We start from the raw sequence: 19469 nt of genomic DNA, 5'->3' as shown, positions 1-19469 counted from the left end.
TTGCATCGCGCAACCCATCATTCGCGGGGTGATTTGGTCGCAAGGCAAGATCAAAGGCTTCCGCCCTGTGGGCGGGTTCCTTTTGTCTTGTCAAAAGGAACCAAAACCGGCGGCTCCATCGGCCGCCGGCACGGCTTCGCCGCGCCGGTGCCCTGCGCTTCTCGGTCGTGGCGGCACGGCGCCCAAACTCGCTGCGCTCAGACAAGGGCGCCTCTTCGGCCGCCACGCCCTGCGGTGCTCGGCGGCCTCAAAGTCGCGAAGATCAAGATCAAGATCAAGATCAAGATCAACGGCAACGGCAACGGCAACGGCAACGGCAACGGCAACGGCAACGGCAACGGCAACGCGCGGCGTAGCCCGGGTAGGCGATGCGCACCCGGGGGGGGATGGTTCACGGAAAGTTGGAAAGCAAAGACTCGATCCCAGCGTTCGCTGGGATGACGGCCTGTGGGGGCTCCCGGTCAAGACGCGGTTGCGGTCTTGCCGTAGGGTGGGTAGAGCCGAAGGCGAAACCCACCGTCAATGGCAAGCGCGACACATGGACGCAGGATTGGCCTTCTTTCGAGCAACCTATCCTACGGTGCTACGCCACCACTCCGCGTCATCCCGGTTGCGTAACCCCGGGTCAGCGCAGCGCACCCGGGGGCGATGGTTCGCGGCACGTTGGACGGCAAGAGCTGGATCCCAGCGTTCGCTGGGATGACGGCCCGTGGGGGCTACCGGCCAAGACGTGGTTGTGGTCCCGGCGTAGGGTGGGTCGAGCCGAAGGCGATACCCACCGTCGCCGGCAATCGTGACGCATGGGCGCAGGAATGGCTTTGCTTGGCGCAACCCATCCTGCGATGAAAAAAAAGACCGCGAAAGATGCGTGCCACGGGTCACGCACGGTTCGCGGCCAACGTCGCTGGCGCCGGTGGAGTGGAGGCGAAGGCGACGGATGCTCCCCTGGTTCTTGTCCGAGTGCGGTGGTGGGGGATGGCCCCGGGAGTGTGGCGTTGTGGCGAAAGGGACCACCCCCGCACCGAAGCTTCAGTGGAAATGGCAGGCCAAGGCGTGGTTTTCCCATACGCAGGACATCCGTGGTCCCGGCGTGCCCCGGATCGGAATGTCGAACTGCGCGGCGGCGTGCAACCAATCGTCGATCAAGGCAGGGTCGCTGAAGCGATAGTCGCCGACGTAGCTGCCTCCGTCGCTGGCGATGCTGCTGTCGGGCAACTTGTTGCCTTCAGCGTCCTCGCTGGCGCCGACGACGTACTCCGCCCGGGTGATCGCGTCACTACGCAGCTTCATCATCGTTCGACTGCCGTCGCGCCAGACGAGGTTGACGGTGACACCGTCCAGCCCGATCGCCTTGCCGGTGAAGTCCAGGCCCAACGCGGTCAGCTCGAAGGCCAGGTCGTTGAGGGTCGCCGAGCCGGGACCTGCACCCGCGAAGCGCCGGGCCAGGGCGGTGCCCAGCAGCTGCTGCATATCGCTGTCGGCGGCGACGAGGGCGGCGTTCGCGTCCTCGAAGCCGTCGGGGAACATCATGCCGGTACCGGCGACGATGCCCTGCCTTACCGTGATGACGGCCTGCGTGGCATCGGTGATGTTGACGATGCGTGCGAAGGCCTCGGCGATGGAGGCGGGGACCGGTCTGGGCCGGGCCCGATAGCGCTGGGCATCGCCGTCGAAGCGGTTCTCGAAGGCCCAGAGCTTGCGGCCATGGAAGTCGGAGACCAGGACCGTGCCGCCGCCTCCTTTTTCGGCGGCGTCGGCCGGATCGCTACAGTCGTTGCAGACCACCAGTCCGCCTGCGACGGCCGGCCCGAACGTGCCGGCCAGCAGCAGGGTGGCCACCCAGGCCGTGCCGGGTCGAAGGTGCGGGATTCGCGTGTCGCCCATGCTGAACCTCCTGTTCGCGTGTGCGGGATTGATGCGGAATCAGTAGTAGTGGCAGCGGAGCGTCTGGCCGTCCCAGCTGCAGCTCATTCGCCGGCTCGGCGTCCCGGTGATGGGAACGCCATAGCGATTGGCGGCGTACAGCCAGTTGTCGAGATTGGCGTCGGAGCGGAACCGGTAATTGCCGACGTAGTCGCTGCCATCCTGGGTGACTTCCGGGTCGGGAATCCGGTTGCCGTCGGCATCGAAGCTCTGCCCCTGGATGGGTTCGGCCAGGGTGACGTTGCCCTTGCGGATCACCATGGGCGTGATGCTGCCGTCGCTCCAGTGGACGGTGATGGTGATGAAGTCGAAGTTCAGCCTGCCCGACATCCAGTCGACCGCGAGCGACTTGAGCGACGTGGCCAGGTTGTTCCAGGTGTTGGAGCTGGTGGTCGCGCCTGCGTAGCTGGCCGCGAGCGCACGACCGAACTGGGCGCGCATGTTGGTGTCGGTGGCCACCTCGTACGCGCTCCAGCCTTCGAAGCCGGCGGGGAAGGGGAAGGCGTTGCTGCCCGGGTCGTCCTGTCGGAGCACGATGTCGGCCGATGCGGGTGTGACCGCCGACATCGTCAGCTGGTGGCTGTGGTTGATGGCGCCGGGGATCGGCACCGGCATCGGCAGGAAGCCCCCGGTTTCGCGGTCGTATTCGTTGCGGAAGCCCCAGATCTTCTTGCGGCTGAAGTCCGACACGATCACCAGGCCGTTCCCGCCCTGCTTGGCCGCCTGGGCGACCGAGGTGCAGTTGTTGCAGACCACCACGCCGCCCGCGGGCGCTTCGCCGGAGGCGAATGCGAGACCCAGGAAGGCCAGGAGGGTGGTGGGGAGTCGAAGGTTCATGGTCATGGTTCAAAGTCCTTTTCTGGAAGGTGGTGGGGCGTCCCGTTCCCCTGTGCGTCCGTTGCCCTGCAGACGTCCGGCGCAGACGCCGTGCGCCGGGTGGCCGGCCTCATGCCGGTTGCGTGTTGCCGCGCGTCCGCGGGAGCGGGCGCGGCGGCAGGTCTCGTGTGGCGTGCGTGGCCGCCCAATGGCCGGGGGCGCCGGCCGGGCGGAGCGGCAGCGCGGGACTTTCCCGGTGGCATGCCGTCCGTGCATCGCGTTCGTTCCTCGAAGCCAGGCTTGATGTTTCCATAAGGAAACCACAATTGTCAACAAAGGGAAACGACAGCCGGGGATGATCTGCCGAGAATGCGGGCATGGAGCACTTTGGCGCCCGGTTCAAACGCTTCCGGGACGTCCATGGATGGTCCCAGGAGCAGATCGGCTTCGAACTCAACGTATCGAAGGCGACCGTTTCCAAATGGGAAAGCGGCCGGGCGCAGCCGCGCCTGGAGAACCTCTCCGAGATCCGGCGGCTGGTCGCGCGCTATGGCCTGAGCCTGGATTACCTGATCGACGGCATCGGCCGCGCCGACGGCGGCGGCCGCCATGTCGCCGAGGCGCCGCCGGACTATCCCGCCGCGGTTGCCGGGAATGCGGACGAGGCGGCGCTGCTGGCGCACTTCCGCGCGCTCAAGCCGAGCCGGCGCAAGGGCCTGCTGGCGCTGCTCGAGGACTGAACCCGCGCCGGCGGGACCGGGGCCGGCGTACCGGCCCCGCGCGCCGCTTCAGAGTGCGGCGCCGTCGAAGTGCTGGACCGGGATCGCGGCCAGGTCGACGCCGTCCAGGCAGCGCAGGTTGATCGCCGCCATCGCGTTGCCCTTCGGGTCGGTGCCCTCTCCGAACGGATGCATGCCGCAGGTGCCGCAGAACCGGTGCTGGATGGCGTGCTTGTTGAACGTGTACGCGCGCAGCGCGTCCTCGCCCTGGTGGATGCGCAGCGCCGCGCGCGGCACGAACCACAGCAGCGCGCCCTTGCGCCGGCAGATCGAACAGTTGCAGTCCAGGCCGCCGTCGATGTCGCCTTCGACCTCGTACGCCACCGCCCCGCAGTGGCAGCTTCCCGTGTGGGTGGTCATCTCGTCGTCTCCTTGTCGTTGTCGGGTGGCCCCGGGGGACCGTGGTGCAGACCATACGCCTGCATGGCGAGCGAATCACCGGCCAGTCTCGGTCGGCGCGACAGGGCCCGCTACACTGGCGGCATGCCCGACATCCAAGTCCTCGTCCTGATCCTCCTGCTGGCCGTGCTGGTCGCCGTGGGCCTGCTGGTGGTCCTGTTGCTGCGCCGGCCCGATGTCGCGTCCGACCCATCGCAGGCGCGCCTGCGGGACGAGTTGAATGCCGAGCGCGACGCGCGCCAGGTGCTGGCTGCCGAGGCCGCCCGCCTGCAGGAGCGCCTGGCGTCCCGCGAAGGCGAGCTCGAGTCGGCGCACGCGCGGACCGGGGAAGCCCTGGCCCAGGTCGCGGCCCTGGACGGCGAGTCGACGCGCCTGCGGCAGGCGCGCAGCGAAATGGAAACGGAGCTGGCCCGTGCCCGCGCCCATCTGGAGCATGGGGAGCGGGCCAACCTCGAAATGAAGCAGTTCCTCGAGCAGGCCCAGCAGCGATTGTCCGCGGCCTTCGCCGAGCTGGCCGGCAAGACCTTCTCGGACACGGTGAAGAGCAGCGCCGAGCGCTCGCGCAGCGACATCGAGGTCCTGCTCAAGCCGTTCGCCGACCGGATCGGCGAATTCCGCCAGCGCGTCGACGTGCTGTATGCCGAAGAAGCCAAGGAGCGTGCATCGCTGGCGGGTGCGGTCAACGAACTGAAGTCGCTCAACCAGGACATGGCGCAGCGGGCGCTCGAACTGACCCGCGCGTTGCGGGGCAACGCCAAGGTGCGTGGCGACTGGGGTGAATTGATGCTCGAGAGCGTGCTGCGTGGCTCGGGGCTCCAGGAGGGCGAACACTACGAGCGGCAACACAGCACGAGCGATGCCGACGGGCGGATGCTCCGGCCGGACATCGTCGTGCGGCTGCCCGATGATCGACGCATCGTCGTCGACAGCAAGGTCAACCTGATCGCCTGGCAGGAGGCGATGAATGCGGAAGAGCCACTGGACCAGCAGGATGCATTGCGACGGCACGCGGTCGCGCTGCGGCAGCACGTGAAGGACCTCGCCGAGCGCGACTATCCGCGTGCGATGGGCGAGGACACGCTGGAAGTGACGGTGGCCTTCGTGCCGATCGAGGGCGCCCTGTCGGCTGCACTCGGCGCCGACGCCGAACTGCAGGCGTTCGCGTTCGACCGGCGCGTGGTCCTGGCGTCGCCCAACACCTTGATGGCGGTGCTCCGCGTCGTCGACCGGCTATGGACGCGCGATCGCGTGCAGAAGCAGGCCATGCAGATCAGCCGCAGTGGTGGCCTGCTGATCGACGCACTGAATGGCTTCCTGGCCGACTTCGACAAGGTCGACGAACGCCTGCGCCAGGCCCGCGAGAGCTACGACGGCGCGCGCAGGCGCCTGACAGAGTCGCCGCAATCGGTGATGGAGCGGGCACGCCGCCTTGAAGCAATGGGCGCACGTGGCAAGAAGCTGCTGCCGGCCGATGATGCGGAGTCCGAATCACCGGGCCGCCTGCCCCAGGCCGACGGTCCGGCGCTGGGGCGGGACGCGGTCGACGCCGACTGACCGGCGCGGCCGGATCAGCCGGTCGCGGCGTTGGGCACCGCGCAGGTATCGGGCAGGTGGTCGTCGAGGCGTTCGACCTCGGCGGCACGCAGCTTCTGCGGGTAGCCCGGGGCATCGCTGGACTCCAGCGTGCCGGTGATCTCGGCATACACGCCCTGGTTGGGCACGCCCAGCGCCATCGAATGCGCGGTGGAACGCGTGCGCAGCGGCTCGAGCACGTCCTCGGAACCGACCACCCACAGCGGGGCCTGGTTGCCGCACGGGCGGATCAGGTGCGAACCGTCCTGGAAGATGTACTGGCCACGGATCGTCGAGGGCGGGACGACCTCCTCGGGCGTGGAGGCACAGGCGCTGGACGCGGCGGCCAGGGCCAGGAGGGTGGAAACCCGGCCGATCAGGCCGAGGGGGGATGGCGAACGGGGCATCGCAAAGTCCTTCTCTGGTGGGTCGATCCTTGAGGGCGCTCGACGGAGCGGGCGCGCCGGGACGGCGACACCTTAACAGGCGACGGGGTCAGGCATCACCCCCGCGGCGAGGGACGTCAGCCGCCGCCGCTGTCGGCCGGCAGCACCGGCATCGCATCGACCGGCACGGTGGGGTTGTTCTCCTCGCGCAGATAGTCCGGTAGCGAGTCGTCTTCCTCGAGCTGGCGATCGCCGAAGATCTGGTAGCTGCGGCGCTGCATCCAGGCATCGCGCACCAGGGTGTAATCGTCCTCGGCGCCCTCGCGCAGGCTGTCGGTGGCCAGCAACTGGGCACGCACGTCGACCAGCTGCAGGCCCTGCACGGGGATGCGTACCTTGTCGACCTCGACCTGGCGCAGCGGGCTCAGGGGCGCGTCGCCGACCATGCCGAAACTGTCGCGCAGGGTGCGCGGCCCGAACAGCGGCAGCTCGACGTAGCGCGAGCGCTTCCAGCCCCAGACGCCGAGGGTCTGGCCGAAGTCCTCGCTGCGATTGGGCAGCTTGGCGTCGCTGGCCGGGTCGAAGATGCCCGCGATCCCCAGCGTGCTGTTGAGCAGGAAACGTCCCAGCGACTGCCCGGCCTGTCTGGGCTTGCCCTGCAGCAGCGCATTCACCGCGGCCACCGGCTGGCCGAGGTTGTTGAAGAAGTTGCTCACGCCCAGGCGCACGGGGCGCGGGACGACCTTCACGTAGCCGCGCGCGAGCGGGCGCGCGACGCTGCGGTCCACCGCGTTGTTGAAGCGGTGCATCTTGCGGTTGTAGCGCTCCCACGGATCGTAGCTGGGGGCCACTTCGGCCGGCGCCGGCAGGGTGGAATCGGCGACGGGGTTGTAGGGATCGCCGTAGATGTCGAGGTAGTCGATCTCGGCCTGGGTGGGCGCATCGGCCGCGTCGTCGACGGCGCCCTCGACCGTTGCTCCCGGCGGCACCGGCTCGACGGGCGGGGCCTCCCCGGGCTCGGTCGTTTCGACGGGTTCGACGGGCTCCACCGGAGTGACGGGCTCGACGGGCTCCGCCGGCGGCGTCACCGGGGCCGGGATCGCCGGTTGGGTCGGGTCGGTCTCGCCCTGCGCGTCACCGGTGGCCTCGTTGAGGCAGCGCTGGAACGCCGAGGGCGCGTTGTCGGCCGCTTCCATGCAGCGCTGGTAGGCCGCCTGTTCGCGGGCCGACAGCGGGCGGGTGATGATCTGCGCGCCGGCGTCCAGGGCCGGCAGGGCCAGCAGGCCAGCGGCCAGGCACATCACGAAGCGGATGGGACGGGGGTGCGAGTGGGGGAATCGCATGGGGGCAGTGTACGTCCGGGGCGGGGGCGCCGGCCACGCGATCCTGCGTTGGCGACCGGAACACTGTGTATTGGAAAGGGGAATCAGCCGCCGTAGGCAAGCCGCGCGTCGAGCCGGTAGGCGCTGCGGAGTTCGGCCAGGCCTTCGGGGCTGCCCTCGATGGTAACCGCTTCGGCGCGGTCGGCCAGTTCGGCGAGCAGCGCCAGGCCGGCGCTGTCGATGCGCGCCACGCGCGCGAGATCGAAACGCACGACGCCGCCGAGCAGCCCGCGCGCCTGCGCCCAGACGGCGGCGCAGGCATCGCGGTCAAGCGTCCCGGCGAACACCAGCGCGTCGCCTTCGCGGCGCGCGCTGGCGGTGGCGGGCGCCGTGTCGGCCATGTTCAGTTCGCCGCCGCCTTGAGGTTGCCGGCCTTCAGGTCGGCCGCCACCTGGGCGATCGACTTCTGCCGCAGGGGCGTGTCGAACTGGTTACGGAAGGTCTGCACGAAGCTGACGCCCTCCACCATAACGTCGAACACCTTCCACTGGCCGCCGCTCTGGCGCATCAGGTAATCGACCGGCACCGGCTCGCCGCCCTGGCGCAGGTATTCGCTGGACACCTTGACGATGGCGCCGCCGCGGATCGGCGTTTCCGACTTCACCCGCACCTGCAGGCGCGTGTTGAAGTCCAGCAGCGAGGCGCCATAGCGGCCCATCAGGCTGTCGGCGAGCGCGTCGGCGAACAGCTTGACGTCGGCGTCGGACGCGCCGCGACCATGCGTGCCCAGCACCAGGCGGGCGGCATAGTCGCGGTCGAAGATCAGGTTGAACTCGCTGGCCATGAACGCGCGCAGCTTGCCGCGGTCGGCGGTGAACTCGGCGCGGCGGGATTCCAGCGTGTTGAGGATGCGGGTGCTGTTGTCGAGCACGAGCTTGCTGGGCGAGCCAGCCGGTGCCTGGGACACGGCTTCGGCCTGGGCGAGCGCGGCGGTCGGCGCGGCGAAGGCCGCGGCCGAGGCGATCAACAGCAGGGACAGCGGTCGGGCAAAGCGATTCATGGGCTACTCCTGTGGGGGGAGGGCTCGGAGAAGGAGGCTACTTCAGGTAGTCGGGCACGTCGTCGGCGCCGTCGTCGGCGGGCGGCGTTTCCCCGGCACCCGTAGCGGCATCTTCGCCGGGCTTACCCGCACCGCCGCTGAACATGTACTTGCCCACCATCTGGATGATGTCGACCGAGGACTGGGTCAGGAAGATCTCGTCGCCTTCCTTGAGCGGGTCCGGGTCGCCGCCCGGGGCGAGGCCGACATAGCTCTCGCCGAGCAGGCCGCTGGTCAGGATCGCGGCGCTGGTGTCGGCCGGCAGGTCGTCGTAGCGGCTGTCGATGGCCAGGGTGACGACCGAGTCCAGCTTGACCGGGTCCAGGCCGATCGCCTCGACCTTGCCGATCGCCACCCCGCCGATCTTGACCGGTGCGTTGGGCCGCAGCGGGCCGAGGTTGGTGAAGCGGGCGGTCACCGAGTAGGTGCTGCCGCCGAAGCCGAAGCTGCCATTGGTGGAAGCGATCGCCAGCACCAGCAACGAGGCCAGGGCCAGCAACAGGAAGGCGCCGACGGCGAATTCGATTCGGGGGGCACGACTGCTCATGGACGGGTACTCACGGGTGTGGACGGCTGCGCGACGCGACGCTCAGCGGAAAAGGAGGGCGGACATGACGAAATTGAACATCAGCACCAGCAGCGAGGCGTTCACCACCGCGCGGGTGGTCGCCACCGAGGTGCCTTCGATGGTGGGCTCGGCGTGGAAGCCCACGTAGGCCGCGACCAGCGCGGCGACCGCGCCGAACACCGCCGCCTTGACGAAGGCCATGCCGAAGTCCTTGCCGAAATCGACGCTGTCCTTCAGCACCTGCCAGAAAATGCCCGAGTCGATGCCGATCACGTGCACGGCCTCGAAGTAGCTGGCCGAGATCGCCAGGCTGCAGAAGAAGGCGGTCAGCAGCGGAACGCACAGGACGGCCGCCCAGAAACGGGGCGCGACGGCCTTGCCCACCGGGTCGATCGCCATCAGCCCCAGGGCGGTGATCTGGTCGGTGGCGCGCATCAGGCCCAGTTCGGCGGCGATCGAGCTGCCGGCGCGGCCGATGAACAGGAGCGCGGTGAGCACCGGGCCCAGCTCGCGGTACAGCCCCAGGCCCAGCATCGCGCTGACCTGGTTGGCGGCGCCGTAGGTGTCGAGTGCCCGGTAGCCAAGCAGGGTGACGCTAAGTCCAACGAACGCGCCGCCAACGGCGATGATCGGCAGCGAACGCGCGCCTATCTTGTAGATTTCGCGCACGAATTCGCGAAACAGGTCGGCCGACGGCCGCGATGCGCGCAGGACCGCCAGCGAGAACAGGCCGGCGCGACCCAGCGAGCGGGTGGCTTCGACGAAGGCCATCAGCAACCCTCCATGGGGGTGGGGCCGTGCGACGGCGAGGTCGGTGGGGACAGGCGGCTGGAGCGGGGGGTCATGCGGCCTCCGTGCGCGGTGCGGCGTCGAAGCCGATCGGCCCGTCGGGCTCGCCCTTCAGGAACTGCTGCACGAGCGGATCGGGACTGGCCGACAGGGCATCGGGGCTGCCGGAGAAGACAATGCCGCCGTTGGCGATCACGATCGCATGGTCGGCGACCGGCAGGGTTTCGTGGACATGGTGGGTCACCACGATGCTGGTCAGGCCGAGCGTGTCGTTGAGCCGGCGCACGAGCGCCATCACCACGCCACTGGCGATCGGATCCAGACCCGTCAGCGGCTCGTCGTAGATCATCAGGGGCGGATCCAGGGCCAGCGCCCGGGCCAGAGCGACGCGGCGCGCCATGCCGCCGGAGAGCTCGCGCGGGAAGGCATCGGCGGCGGCGCGCAGGCCGACCGCGTGCAGCTTCATCCGCACCAGGCGGTCGATCACAGGCCGCGGCAGGCGCGTATGCGCGCGCAGGGGCAGGGCCACGTTCTCGGCCGCGGTCAGGTCGGTCAGCAGGCCATTGCCCTGCAGCAGCACGCCGATGCCCTTGCGCAGCTCGAGCAGGTCGCGGTTGCGGGTCGGGATGGGGCGGCCGAAGACCTCGACGGTGCCGGCCGCCGCCTCCAATTCGCCCGTCAGGGCGGCGAGCAGGGTCGACTTGCCGCTGCCCGAGGGGCCCAGCACGGCGATCACCTGCCCCTTGGGCACGTCGAGGCTGATGTCGCGCAGCACGGTGCGGCCGCCACGCTCGAGGCGGACGTCGCGCAGGTGGACGATCGATGGGGCGGCTTCGGTCATGGGATCGGAGGGACAGGGGCGGCGAGCCAATGGCCGAGAGTGGCGGCGACCGCCTGAACGGCGGGTATCGCCGGCTCCGGCGAATACGGCATGCGCAGGGGGCGGACCGCGATTGTCGCAGGCTGGCGCCGTCCCTGCACGACGTGCGCCCGGTCGCGTGGCCCATGACCATCCACAGGGGGCAGGCGGCCCCTCCACCGCCCAGAATGGGGCATCACCCGACAAGGAGTATCCGTCCGTGCGCATCGTCTCCGCCCGCAACACCCTCGCCCTCGCGCTGGCGCTTGGCCTCTCCGCCTGCAATCCCCAGCCCGCCGGCGGCGACGCCACGGTATCGGCCGACGCAGCGGCGCCCACCGCCGAGCAGGTGGAGGACGAATCCCGGCGCCTGAATGCCTGGTTCGACGAACAGTACGAGGAGCAGCTGCAGTTCAGTCCGATCCAGCTGACCTTCCTCGGCCGCAAGGACCTCAACGACCAGATCGACGACCTGTCCGAGGCCGGCACGCGCAAGCGCGTCGACTGGATGAAGGCCTCGGTCGAGGCCATGGAGTCGACGTTCGACTACGACCGGCTCGACCCGGAGACCCAGTTGTCCTGGGACCTGTGGAAGCGCCAGTACGAGGATGCGCGCGACGGCCTGCCCTTCATCGCCCACGGCTATCCGTTCGACCAGATGAACGGCGCGCAGAACATCCTCCCGATGTTCATGATCAACTTCCACAAGGTCGACGACGAGAAGGACTACCTCGCCTACGTCTCGCGCCTGCAGAAGTCGGAGGTCGCGTTCGACCAGCTGCTCGAGCGCGGTCGCGCGGCCACCGCCGAGGGCATTCGCCCGCCGAAGTTCGCCTATGAGGGCGTGATCGACCAGTCGAAGAAGGTCATCACCGGTGCGCCCTTCGGCGAGGGTCCCGACAGTGCGCTGTGGGCCGACGCGCAGGCCAAGGCCGATGCCCTGGTCGAAGCCGGCACGATCAGCGCCGAGCGCGCGGCCGAACTGAAGGGGGAGGCCCGCAAGGCCCTGCTCGAACACGTGAAGCCCGCATACGAGCGGATCATCGCCTTCGCCGAAGCCGACCTGCCCAACGCGGCCGACGACGCCACCGGCGTGGGCACCTCGCAGCCCGACGGCGCGGCGTACTACGCCTACCAGCTCAAGCAGAACACCACCACCGACATGAACGCCGAGCAGATCCACGAACTCGGCCTGAAGGAAGTCGCGCGCCTGCGCGGCGAGCTGGAGGCGCTGAAGGCGCCCGCCGGTTACGAAGGCGACCTGGAAGGCTTCTTCAAGCACGTGCAGGCCGATCCCAAGCGCCTGTTCCCCAACACCGACGCCGGTCGCCAGGCCTACATCGACGAAGCCAGCGCCGACATCGCCAACATCAAGCAGCACCTGCCCGACTACTTCGGCCTGCTGCCCAAGGCCGACCTGGTGGTCAAGCGCGTGGAGCCCTTCCGCGAGCAGGACGGTGCCGCCCAGCATTACTACCCGGCCACGCCGGACGGCTCGCGCCCGGGCATCTACTACGCGCACCTGTCGGACATGAACGCCATGCCCAAGACCGAGCTGGAGGTCATCGCCTACCACGAGGGCCTGCCGGGCCACCACATGCAGATTTCCATCGCACAGGAGCTGACCGGGATCCCGAAGTTCCGCACCCAGTACGGCAGCACCGCGTACTCGGAGGGCTGGGGCCTGTACTCGGAGTGGCTGGCCAAGGAGATGCCGGGGACCTACCAGAGCTGGTACGCCGAGTACGGCCGCCTGATGTCCGAGATGTGGCGCGCGATCCGCCTGGTCGTCGACACCGGCCTGCATGCCAAGGGCTGGACCGAACAGCAGGCCTACGACTACTTCCGCGCCAACAGTTCGGTGCCAGACGCGGCCATCCGCTCCGAGATCCGTCGCTACCTGGTCAATCCGGGCCAGGCGACCGCCTACAAGATCGGCATGATCAAGATCCAGGACCTGCGCCGGAAGGCGGAGAGCGAGCTGGGCGACGGTTTCGACATCCGCGGCTTCCATGACGCCGTGCTCGGCGGCGGCGCCATGCCGCTGGACCTGCTGGAGAAGCGCGTGGACCGCTGGATCGACAGCCAGAAGGCCGCGGCCCCGGCGGCGGACGCCAAGGCGGCGTGATCGCCCGCGCCCGGCCAGGGATGGGGCGCCCGGCGATGTTGCTGGTTCCGGGACTGCTGCTGGCCGGGGCCCTGGTGGCCGGACGGGGCGAGTCGCTCACCCCGTCCATCCCGCACCCCCCGATCGCGGCGAGCGTGGAGGGCCGCCAGGTGCTGTCCTACGAACTGCGCCTGGCCAACCGCTCCGCACACGCGCTGGATCCGCGCGCGGTCGAGGTGCGGGCGGGCGATGCGGTCCTGGCCCGGTATGCAGGCGAACGCCTGGAGGCGCGGCTCGACCGTTCCGGTTCCCAGCAGGCAATCGCCGCGGCGACCCCGATCCCGCCCGGGGGCGAGGCGGTCGTCTTCATCGACATCGCGCTGGATGCCGGCGACATGCCGCCTGCCGCGCTCGAACACCGCATCGAGGTCGGCGCGCGCGACACGGATGGCGACATGCACGTGCAACGCATCGAAGGCGCATCGGCCCCCGTATCGACCGCGATCGGCAGCCCGCTTTCGCCACCGTTGCGGGGCGGCCCGTGGGTCGCGGTCAGCGACAGCCGGTGGCCGCGCGGCCATCGCCGCGTCGGTTACGCGGTCGACGGCCGCCTGCGCACGCCCGGCCGGCATGCCGTCGACTGGGCCAGGCTCGACGCCGACGGGCGGCGTTCTCCCGAGGGAGCGACGCTGGCCCGCGAGGCCTACAGCCATGGCGAGGACGTCCTCGCCGTGGCCGACGCGCGCGTGGCGCTCGTGCGCGACGAAGTGCCCGAGCGAAGCCGCCTGGACGACGTCATCGATCGCGCGCGCGCGCGCCGCGAAGGCAGCGGCAACACCGTGGTGCTGGATCTGGGCGACGGCCGTTTCGCCCATTTCGCACATCTGCGGCCGGGCAGCATCGTCGTTGCGAAGGGCGACCGCGTGGCCCGCGGCGACAAGATCGCCGAGGTCGGATTCAGTGGCGGCGCCTCGGCCCCGCAGCTGCATTTCGCCATCACCGACGCGGTAGACGAACACGCCAGCGAAGGCTTGCCGTTCCATTTCGACGCCTTCGAGCTGAGCGGTCGCTATGCCGACCCTTCGCGCGCGGGATCGGAGCCCTGGACGGCGGCCGGCGCGGCGGCCGGGACGCGACGCGATGAAATGCCCGCACGGGGTGCAGTGGTCGTTTTCGACGCGCAGCACTGAGCTGCGGGGCGCAGTCCGCCGCCCACCCTGTCGCCCCTCCGACGAAGCGTTCCAACTCAGTTCTCGCGGGTGCCCGCCGAGCGTCGTACCCGCCGCGCGCGCCGCCAGGCCGCGACCCCCATGACGAGGAGCGCGCCGCCGATGACGATCAGCGCGGTCTGCCCCTTCACCAGGCCGATGGCGCCCAGCGCCAGGCCGGACAGGACGAGGGCGGCTTGCAGGAGGGCCTGGACCACGGTCGTCCCCTTGGAATGCGTTTCGGGGCGGGCGCAGGATCCACCCTGGCGGCGGCCCTCGGTGTTCGCAGTGAGCGAAGTCCCCCGGAACGACGGCACCGGGGTGGCCGGTGCACGGGGCCGTGCGGACTAGAGGCTGGCCTGGTGGCCGTAGCTCAGGACGCGCGTGACCTCCCAGCGGCCCTGGACGTGCCGCCAGACGATGGTGAAGTCGGCGATGCCGTCGCAACGGCCGGTGTCGGCCTGGCAGAAGCGATGGGTGCCCTGCTCGATGGCACCGAAGCCATTGATCGGGTACACGCGCAGCGTCCCGGGCACGAGCTCGCGGCTGAAGTGGCCGCAGGCGTGCTCGCGGGTGTTGGCGATCATCGCCTCGCGCGACCAGGTCACACCGCCGATGTCGTGGTAGAACTCGACGTCGGGCGCGAAGTAGCCGGCGTGCCTGTCCAGCTGTTCTGGAGCGTTGCAGCGGTTGAAGGCATCGAACATCGCCGCGTCCAGCGTGGCCACCGTGTCGAACAGGGCATCGACCGCCACGTCGGGGGCGTCGTCGGCGGACGGGGGCGGGGCCGCCCATGCCGGCATGCTGCCCAGCGCGAGCACGAGGCCTGCAAGTGTCTTCATCGGATCCGGCTCCAGCGGTGTCAGGCGCAATGCGCGGGCGCGGGGCGCCAGCCGAGCAGGCGTGCCGGCAGTGTCAGCAGCGCATGCAGGAATGCGAACAGCGCCGAGAACGTGACCCCGACCAGTCGGAACGGCAACGACACCAGCCACACGAGGGGCCAGAGCACCAGGGCCAGCAGGGCCAGCGGCCAGCACAGCACCAGCAGCAGGCACCAGGCGAGCAGGGCGATCAGGGTCTTCATGCGCGGGGTCCTCGAATGGGCGGGCGATGCCCGTCCCCGTCACCTTGCGAGGCCCGACCCCGCCCCGCAAGGCGGCATGCGACGAACCGGGGCATGCGCCGACGAACCGGGGGTTGCGGCGACCGGCGCTCCGTCGCCGACCCCGCAGGGCGGCGGGACCGCCTGGCAGTGACGAACCCCCGGGGCCGGGCCGGCTTCGGGACGCGGCCTCGCGCGCCGGGGGGTCGGGTTTGCGACGGGCCTCCGGGGCCCGCAATGCCTGCCTACAGGCGGGTGATCCGCAGCCAGTTGATGTTCCAGCCGCCCTGGGCCGCGTACAGGCCGAGGTCGTAGGTGCCGGCCGACACGTTCACCGTGTGCGACACGGTGGTCCAGTTCTGCCAGCCGCCGGTCGCGGGCACCTGCACGCTGCCCAGCACGATGCCGCCCGCGTTGAGGTCGAGCGACAGCGCACCGCCGGAGGGGCTGGCCACGCGATACTCGACGCGATAGCTGCCGCTGGCCGGGAAGTTGACCCCGGCGTACGACAACCAGTCGCCCTGGTCGATCCAGCCCACGTTGAGGCCGCCCTCGGAGCAGGCTTCGGTCTGCACGCCCTGCTGCAGGCTGAAGTTCTCCGCCTCGATCGTCCGCGTCCAGCCCTGCGAGAACGGCGCGACGACGATCGACGAGGTGCGGTCGTTGAAGCTGTCGCCCACCAGGCACGCGGTGTCGGCCGTCTTCACGACGCTGGCGCCGCTGAAGTTGTCGTTCTCGTACAGCGTGGCCTGGTAGCCGCTGCCCACGCGGAGCGAGGAGATGTCGTCGTTGTAGACGCCGCGCGCCTGCAGCTGCGAGAGGGTGTAGCGGCCCACCGGGAGCGACACGCCGTAACCGCCGTAGTTGCAGTGCTGGTGGACCGAGGCGACGCCCGGCGTGCCGCCGTCGCCGGAGTACACGCGCACGTAGTCGACGTTCATCTTCGCCGGCAGCCGGCTCTCGTCCACGTTGAAGCCCGGCCAGTTGCCGCCGATGGCGAAGTTCAGCAGCAGGAAGAAGTCGTTGTGGAACTCCTGCGTGCCGTTGACCCCGCCCTGGATGCTGGCCTCGTGGAACTTGTTGCCGTCGACGTACCAGCGGATGGCGTTGGCGTCCCACTCGATCGAGTACACGTGCCAGTCCTGCACGGTGACGTCGGTATGCCCGCTGTACTGGGCGTAGTTGCCGTTGTGGTCCTGCCAGTGGATGGTGCCGTAGCTGCGGTTCTCGTTGTTGACGTGCTCCATCACGTCGATCTCGCCCGAAGCGGGCCAGCCGACCTGGGGCAGGTTCGCGCCGAGCATCCAGAAGGCCGGCCAGGCCCCCATGAACGAAGGCAGTTTCATCCGCGCCTCGATCCGACCGTACTTGAAGGTCTTGCGGCCCTGCGTCTTCATGCGCGCGGAGGTGTAGCGGAACCCGCCGAAATCTTCGCGACGGGCGGTGATCGCCAGGGTGTTGTTTTCGATCGTGGCGTTCTCGCGCCGGTAATACTGCAGCTCGTTGTTGCCCCACCCGCCGCTGCCGTTGCCGGTTTCGAACACCCAGTCGGGTCCGATCGAGCCGTTGAACTCGTCGCTCCAGACCAGCTGCCAGTTCTGTGCGAACGCGCTGCCCGAGATGAGCGAAAAGGCCAGGATTGCCATGCACTTTGCCGGGAACTTCATGTTGCCGTCCTCCTTCCTTGTGGGTTTGAAATCGTGCGTGTCGTGGGATGCGGCGCCTGCACGAGCGGCGGTGGGGGCGCATCGATGACAACGCTATCATCCGCCAAAGGAGCTATTTCTTGTCTCCGGTCACACCCGTAGCGGCCCAGGCAACCGGTCGTCGGGATTTCCGGCCAACGCCGTGGTAGCAACACCTGCGGGCTGCTGGCGCGCAAACGAAAACGGCCAGGCAGCCGGCGACGGGGAGCGAAGGTTGCCCGGCACCGCCGATGCGTGAGCTTGCAGCGCCCGCCCGGATGACCTGTCGGGTCAAAGTTGGCGTCCAACGCTGTCATCGGTGCGGGTCGCACACCGTACGCCATGCCGTGATGCGACATGGAGCGTTGGAAGCCAGGCTACTGCCGTCATTCCAGCGAACGCTGGGACCCGGCCCGTGCCCTGGGCTTGGCGACCCGGCCCAGCGCAGCGTGCTGGGCGTTCGGCAAGACCGCATGGCACGGCCGCGAAAACGGTCTCACCCCGCCCCGGCAAGCGCTGGAACCCCAACTTGCCTTCCATGCGACACCGGGGCTTGGATGCCGGGCCAGGCGCGGCATTCCCCCGGTTGATGGGGAGCGTGCCCGACCCATCCCGGGGCGCCGATACACGTCGCGTGAGGAGGAAGTGAGCGACACCGTGGCTTCAGCTGCGAGCAAGCCTGGGCGATGGATTTCACGTGGAGCCCCGATCCGCTCGCGCAGCATCGTCGGCACCTTCGCGAACCGGTGATGCCCGTGATCGACCCGCAAGATCGAGTACCGTCCGCCCCGCTGCCGCGCACGCGGCTGGGCATGCTGGCCCTGGCCATGTCCCTGTGCCTGCCCCTGCCGGCGCTGTCGCAACAGGCCGGCGCGAGCGCGTCCCAGGCACCTCGCGCCGCGCCGCCCGCGGACGCTCCGTCCGCTTCGCCGCCTGCCGAAGACGACCCGCGCGCCGACGGCTGGCTGCGCGTGCAGGTGTTGCTCGATCGCGCGCATTTCTCCCCGGGCGAGATCGACGGCGTGTTCGGCTCCAATACGGCGCGCGCGATCGCCGGCTTCCAGCGCCATGCGGGGCTGGACGCCAGCGGCGAGCTCGATGCCGCCACCTGGCGCGCGCTGACCGACGGGGCGCCCGCGCCGACCGTCGAGCGCACGATCGCGGCGGCGGACGTCGCCGGCCCGTTCGTCGAGATGCCCGACGACATGGAGGCCAAGGCCAAGCTCGAGGCCCTGGGCTACGAATCGCCGGTGGAAGCGCTCGGCGAGCGCTTCCACGCAAGTCCGGACCTGCTGCGCCGGCTCAATCCGGGCGCGCGCTTCGCCGCGGGCGAGTCCATCCGCGTCCCGAACGTGCTCGACGGCGTCGCGCCGCTGCCCCAGGCGGGCAAGGTGGTGGTCGACAAGTCCGACGCGGTCATCATGCTGGTCGATGCGGCCGACAGGGTGCTGGCGCAGTACCCGGCGACCATGGGCAGCGAACACGACCCACTGCCGATCGGCGAATGGACGATCAACGGCGTGGCCAGGGACCCCGTGTTCCACTACAACCCGGACCTGTTCTGGGACGCCGACGCCTCCGACGACAAGGCGGTGATCCCGGCCGGCCCCAACAACCCGGTCGGCGTGGTGTGGGTGGACCTGTCCAAGCCGCACTACGGCATCCATGGCACGCCGGAACCGTCCACGATTGGCAAGACCGCATCGCATGGCTGCATCCGCATGACCAACTGGAGCGCGAGGGCGCTCTCAGAGGCGGTCGCCCCGGGTACGGTCGCGGTCCTGCGCGAGTGATGGGCGGCGCGCGCGGCATCGTGGATGCATCCGTAAGCGGTCGGCATGTGTCGGGCGCCAGCCCCCGGGGGCGCCGGAGACCGGCGTGCTGAGGTCCTTCCTGCTGGTGCTGGTCGGCCTGCTCCTGGGCGCCAACCTCACCTATTTCGCCATGCACCGCGGGTCGGGTCGAGCGCCGGAGGCGAGTCCGCACGTCAGCCATGCGCCGGTCGCGCCGGCCGATGACGCGGTGCCCGTGCCGCCGCGGGAAGCGACAGCGCAGCCGCCGGCGGAGGAGCCCGCGGACCTTTCGGTGCCCGCACCGCCTGCCGGTCAGGCCGGCGCGCCGACCGCAGCGGCGACGCCGACCCCCGACCTTGCAACGCCAGCGCCCAGCGCCGGCCAGGCGCCGGCCGGACTCCGCATTCCGGTCCAGGGCGTGGTCGCGCGAGCGCTCGCCAACACCTACGACGACGCCCGTGGCGAAGGCCGGCGGCACGATGCGATCGACATCATGGCGCCGCGTGGCACGCCCGTGGTCGCGGTCGCCGACGGCACGGTGGAAAAACTCTTCGACAGCGATCGCGGGGGACTGACGGTCTACCAGTTCGAGCCCAGTGGACGCTATGCGTACTACTACGCGCACCTGGATCGTTACGCGACCGGGCTGCAAGAGGGCCAGCCGCTTCGCCAGGGCGAGGTGATCGGCTACGTGGGCAGCACCGGCAACGCGGCTGAAGACGCCCCGCACCTGCATTTCGCGATCTTCAGGCTCGGGCCCGAGCGGCATTGGTGGGAGGGTGACCCGATCAATCCCTATCCCCTGCTGGCGGGCGAACAAGGCCCGCCCATGCGCCCCATGACGGGGCGTGCCATCGGGAATTGAAGGCAGCCCAGTCCGTCATCCCGGCGAACGCTGGGATGCGGCCGTCGTGACCCACGCGACGCCCGGCTTTCGAGGCCGCGCCAGGCGTGGCGATTGCAGTGGGCGATCGGTATCGCTCCGCTCGACCCCTCCTGCGTCGCCGGGGTTCCCTGGGCGTGGGCCCGCGGGTGGATCGCGATCATCCGCAGGAACGCCGC

The 19469-nt window shown here is 69.7% G+C and carries 21 protein-coding genes; 7 read left to right on the top strand and 14 right to left on the bottom strand.

The annotated features are described in order from the left end of the window. The first annotated feature begins 234 nt into the window (after positions 1–234). Positions 235–441, top strand: coding sequence for a hypothetical protein (locus tag H4F98_RS13675; RefSeq protein WP_182688389.1), 207 nt, complete (start codon positions 235–237; stop codon positions 439–441). Positions 442–1029: 588 nt separating this feature from the next. Here the strand turns inward: H4F98_RS13675 and H4F98_RS13670 are convergent. Beyond that, positions 1030–1884, bottom strand: coding sequence for a hypothetical protein (locus tag H4F98_RS13670; RefSeq protein ID WP_182688388.1), 855 nt, complete (start codon positions 1882–1884; stop codon positions 1030–1032). Between the two features lie 39 nt (positions 1885–1923). After that, positions 1924–2766: a hypothetical protein gene (locus tag H4F98_RS13665; RefSeq protein WP_182688387.1), complete on the bottom strand. Its 843-nt coding sequence runs from the start codon at positions 2764–2766 to the stop codon at positions 1924–1926. A gap of 350 nt (positions 2767–3116) precedes the next feature. On the opposite strand from H4F98_RS13665, the gene H4F98_RS13660 reads away from it, so the two are divergent. Further along, positions 3117–3479 carry a helix-turn-helix domain-containing protein gene (locus tag H4F98_RS13660; RefSeq protein WP_182688386.1) on the top strand — a complete coding sequence of 121 codons (363 nt, stop codon included), beginning with the start codon at positions 3117–3119 and terminating at the stop codon, positions 3477–3479. Between the two features lie 48 nt (positions 3480–3527). Here H4F98_RS13660 and H4F98_RS13655 read toward each other — a convergent pair whose 3' ends face one another. After that, positions 3528–3878, bottom strand: a complete 351-nt coding sequence (locus tag H4F98_RS13655; RefSeq protein ID WP_182688385.1) for a GFA family protein — start codon at positions 3876–3878, stop codon at positions 3528–3530. Between the two features lie 123 nt (positions 3879–4001). On the opposite strand from H4F98_RS13655, the gene H4F98_RS13650 reads away from it, so the two are divergent. After that, a complete protein-coding gene (locus tag H4F98_RS13650; protein ID WP_182688384.1) occupies positions 4002–5471 on the top strand; it encodes a DNA recombination protein RmuC in 1470 nt (489 codons plus the stop codon). 14 nt (positions 5472–5485) lie between these two features. On the opposite strand, the gene H4F98_RS13645 is transcribed toward H4F98_RS13650, so the two are convergent. The 7 genes from H4F98_RS13645 to H4F98_RS13615 form a co-directional block, all read right to left on the bottom strand. Beyond that, on the bottom strand, positions 5486–5896 hold the full coding sequence (locus H4F98_RS13645; RefSeq protein ID WP_182688383.1) for a hypothetical protein: 411 nt from the start codon (positions 5894–5896) through the stop codon (positions 5486–5488). Between the two features lie 116 nt (positions 5897–6012). Further along, positions 6013–7071 carry an MlaA family lipoprotein gene (locus H4F98_RS13640; protein ID WP_182688415.1) on the bottom strand — a complete coding sequence of 353 codons (1059 nt, stop codon included), beginning with the start codon at positions 7069–7071 and terminating at the stop codon, positions 6013–6015. 230 nt (positions 7072–7301) lie between these two features. After that, a complete protein-coding gene (locus H4F98_RS13635; RefSeq protein ID WP_182688382.1) occupies positions 7302–7598 on the bottom strand; it encodes an STAS domain-containing protein in 297 nt (98 codons plus the stop codon). 2 nt (positions 7599–7600) lie between these two features. Beyond that, a complete protein-coding gene (locus H4F98_RS13630; protein ID WP_182688381.1) occupies positions 7601–8257 on the bottom strand; it encodes an MlaC/ttg2D family ABC transporter substrate-binding protein in 657 nt (218 codons plus the stop codon). 37 nt (positions 8258–8294) lie between these two features. After that, positions 8295–8843, bottom strand: a complete 549-nt coding sequence (gene mlaD, locus H4F98_RS13625) for an outer membrane lipid asymmetry maintenance protein MlaD (RefSeq protein WP_182688380.1) — start codon at positions 8841–8843, stop codon at positions 8295–8297. Between the two features lie 42 nt (positions 8844–8885). Continuing rightward, complete coding sequence (locus H4F98_RS13620) at positions 8886–9635, bottom strand: MlaE family lipid ABC transporter permease subunit (RefSeq protein ID WP_182688379.1); 750 nt, start codon at positions 9633–9635, stop codon at positions 8886–8888. 70 nt (positions 9636–9705) lie between these two features. Further along, entirely contained in the window at positions 9706–10494 is a 789-nt protein-coding gene (locus tag H4F98_RS13615) for an ABC transporter ATP-binding protein (protein WP_182688378.1), read from the bottom strand. A gap of 238 nt (positions 10495–10732) precedes the next feature. Here H4F98_RS13615 and H4F98_RS13610 point away from each other — a divergent pair, with 238 nt between their 5' ends. Together H4F98_RS13610 and H4F98_RS13605 are read left to right on the top strand one after the other, a co-directional pair. Beyond that, positions 10733–12640, top strand: a complete 1908-nt coding sequence (locus H4F98_RS13610; RefSeq protein WP_343064773.1) for a DUF885 domain-containing protein — start codon at positions 10733–10735, stop codon at positions 12638–12640. Between the two features lie 35 nt (positions 12641–12675). Next, positions 12676–13809, top strand: a complete 1134-nt coding sequence (locus H4F98_RS13605; protein WP_182688376.1) for a M23 family metallopeptidase — start codon at positions 12676–12678, stop codon at positions 13807–13809. Positions 13810–13865: 56 nt separating this feature from the next. On the opposite strand, the gene H4F98_RS13600 is transcribed toward H4F98_RS13605, so the two are convergent. The 4 genes from H4F98_RS13600 to H4F98_RS13585 form a co-directional block, all read right to left on the bottom strand. Then, the gene (locus tag H4F98_RS13600; protein WP_182688375.1) at positions 13866–14045 is read right to left on the bottom strand and encodes a hypothetical protein; all 180 of its coding nucleotides are present in this window, start codon (positions 14043–14045) and stop codon (positions 13866–13868) included. A 129-nt stretch (positions 14046–14174) separates the two neighbouring features. Beyond that, positions 14175–14669, bottom strand: coding sequence for a nuclear transport factor 2 family protein (locus H4F98_RS13595; protein WP_182688374.1), 495 nt, complete (start codon positions 14667–14669; stop codon positions 14175–14177). Between the two features lie 20 nt (positions 14670–14689). Next, positions 14690–14911, bottom strand: a complete 222-nt coding sequence (locus H4F98_RS13590) for a hypothetical protein (RefSeq protein WP_182688373.1) — start codon at positions 14909–14911, stop codon at positions 14690–14692. 263 nt (positions 14912–15174) lie between these two features. Beyond that, on the bottom strand, positions 15175–16596 hold the full coding sequence (locus H4F98_RS13585; RefSeq protein WP_182688372.1) for a carbohydrate-binding protein: 1422 nt from the start codon (positions 16594–16596) through the stop codon (positions 15175–15177). Positions 16597–17441: 845 nt separating this feature from the next. Here H4F98_RS13585 and H4F98_RS13580 point away from each other — a divergent pair. Both H4F98_RS13580 and H4F98_RS13575 read left to right on the top strand, forming a co-directional pair. After that, positions 17442–18407, top strand: coding sequence for a L,D-transpeptidase family protein (locus H4F98_RS13580; protein WP_182688414.1), 966 nt, complete (start codon positions 17442–17444; stop codon positions 18405–18407). An 88-nt stretch (positions 18408–18495) separates the two neighbouring features. Beyond that, positions 18496–19272 carry a M23 family metallopeptidase gene (locus tag H4F98_RS13575; RefSeq protein WP_182688413.1) on the top strand — a complete coding sequence of 259 codons (777 nt, stop codon included), beginning with the start codon at positions 18496–18498 and terminating at the stop codon, positions 19270–19272. The last annotated feature ends 197 nt before the right edge of the window (positions 19273–19469 follow it).

Source organism: Marilutibacter spongiae, from assembly GCF_014145325.1.
In the GTDB taxonomy this organism is placed as follows: domain Bacteria; phylum Pseudomonadota; class Gammaproteobacteria; order Xanthomonadales; family Xanthomonadaceae; genus Marilutibacter; species Marilutibacter spongiae.
Note: the sequence above shows the minus strand (reverse complement) of the source record. Positions and strands in the feature narration are given on the sequence as shown.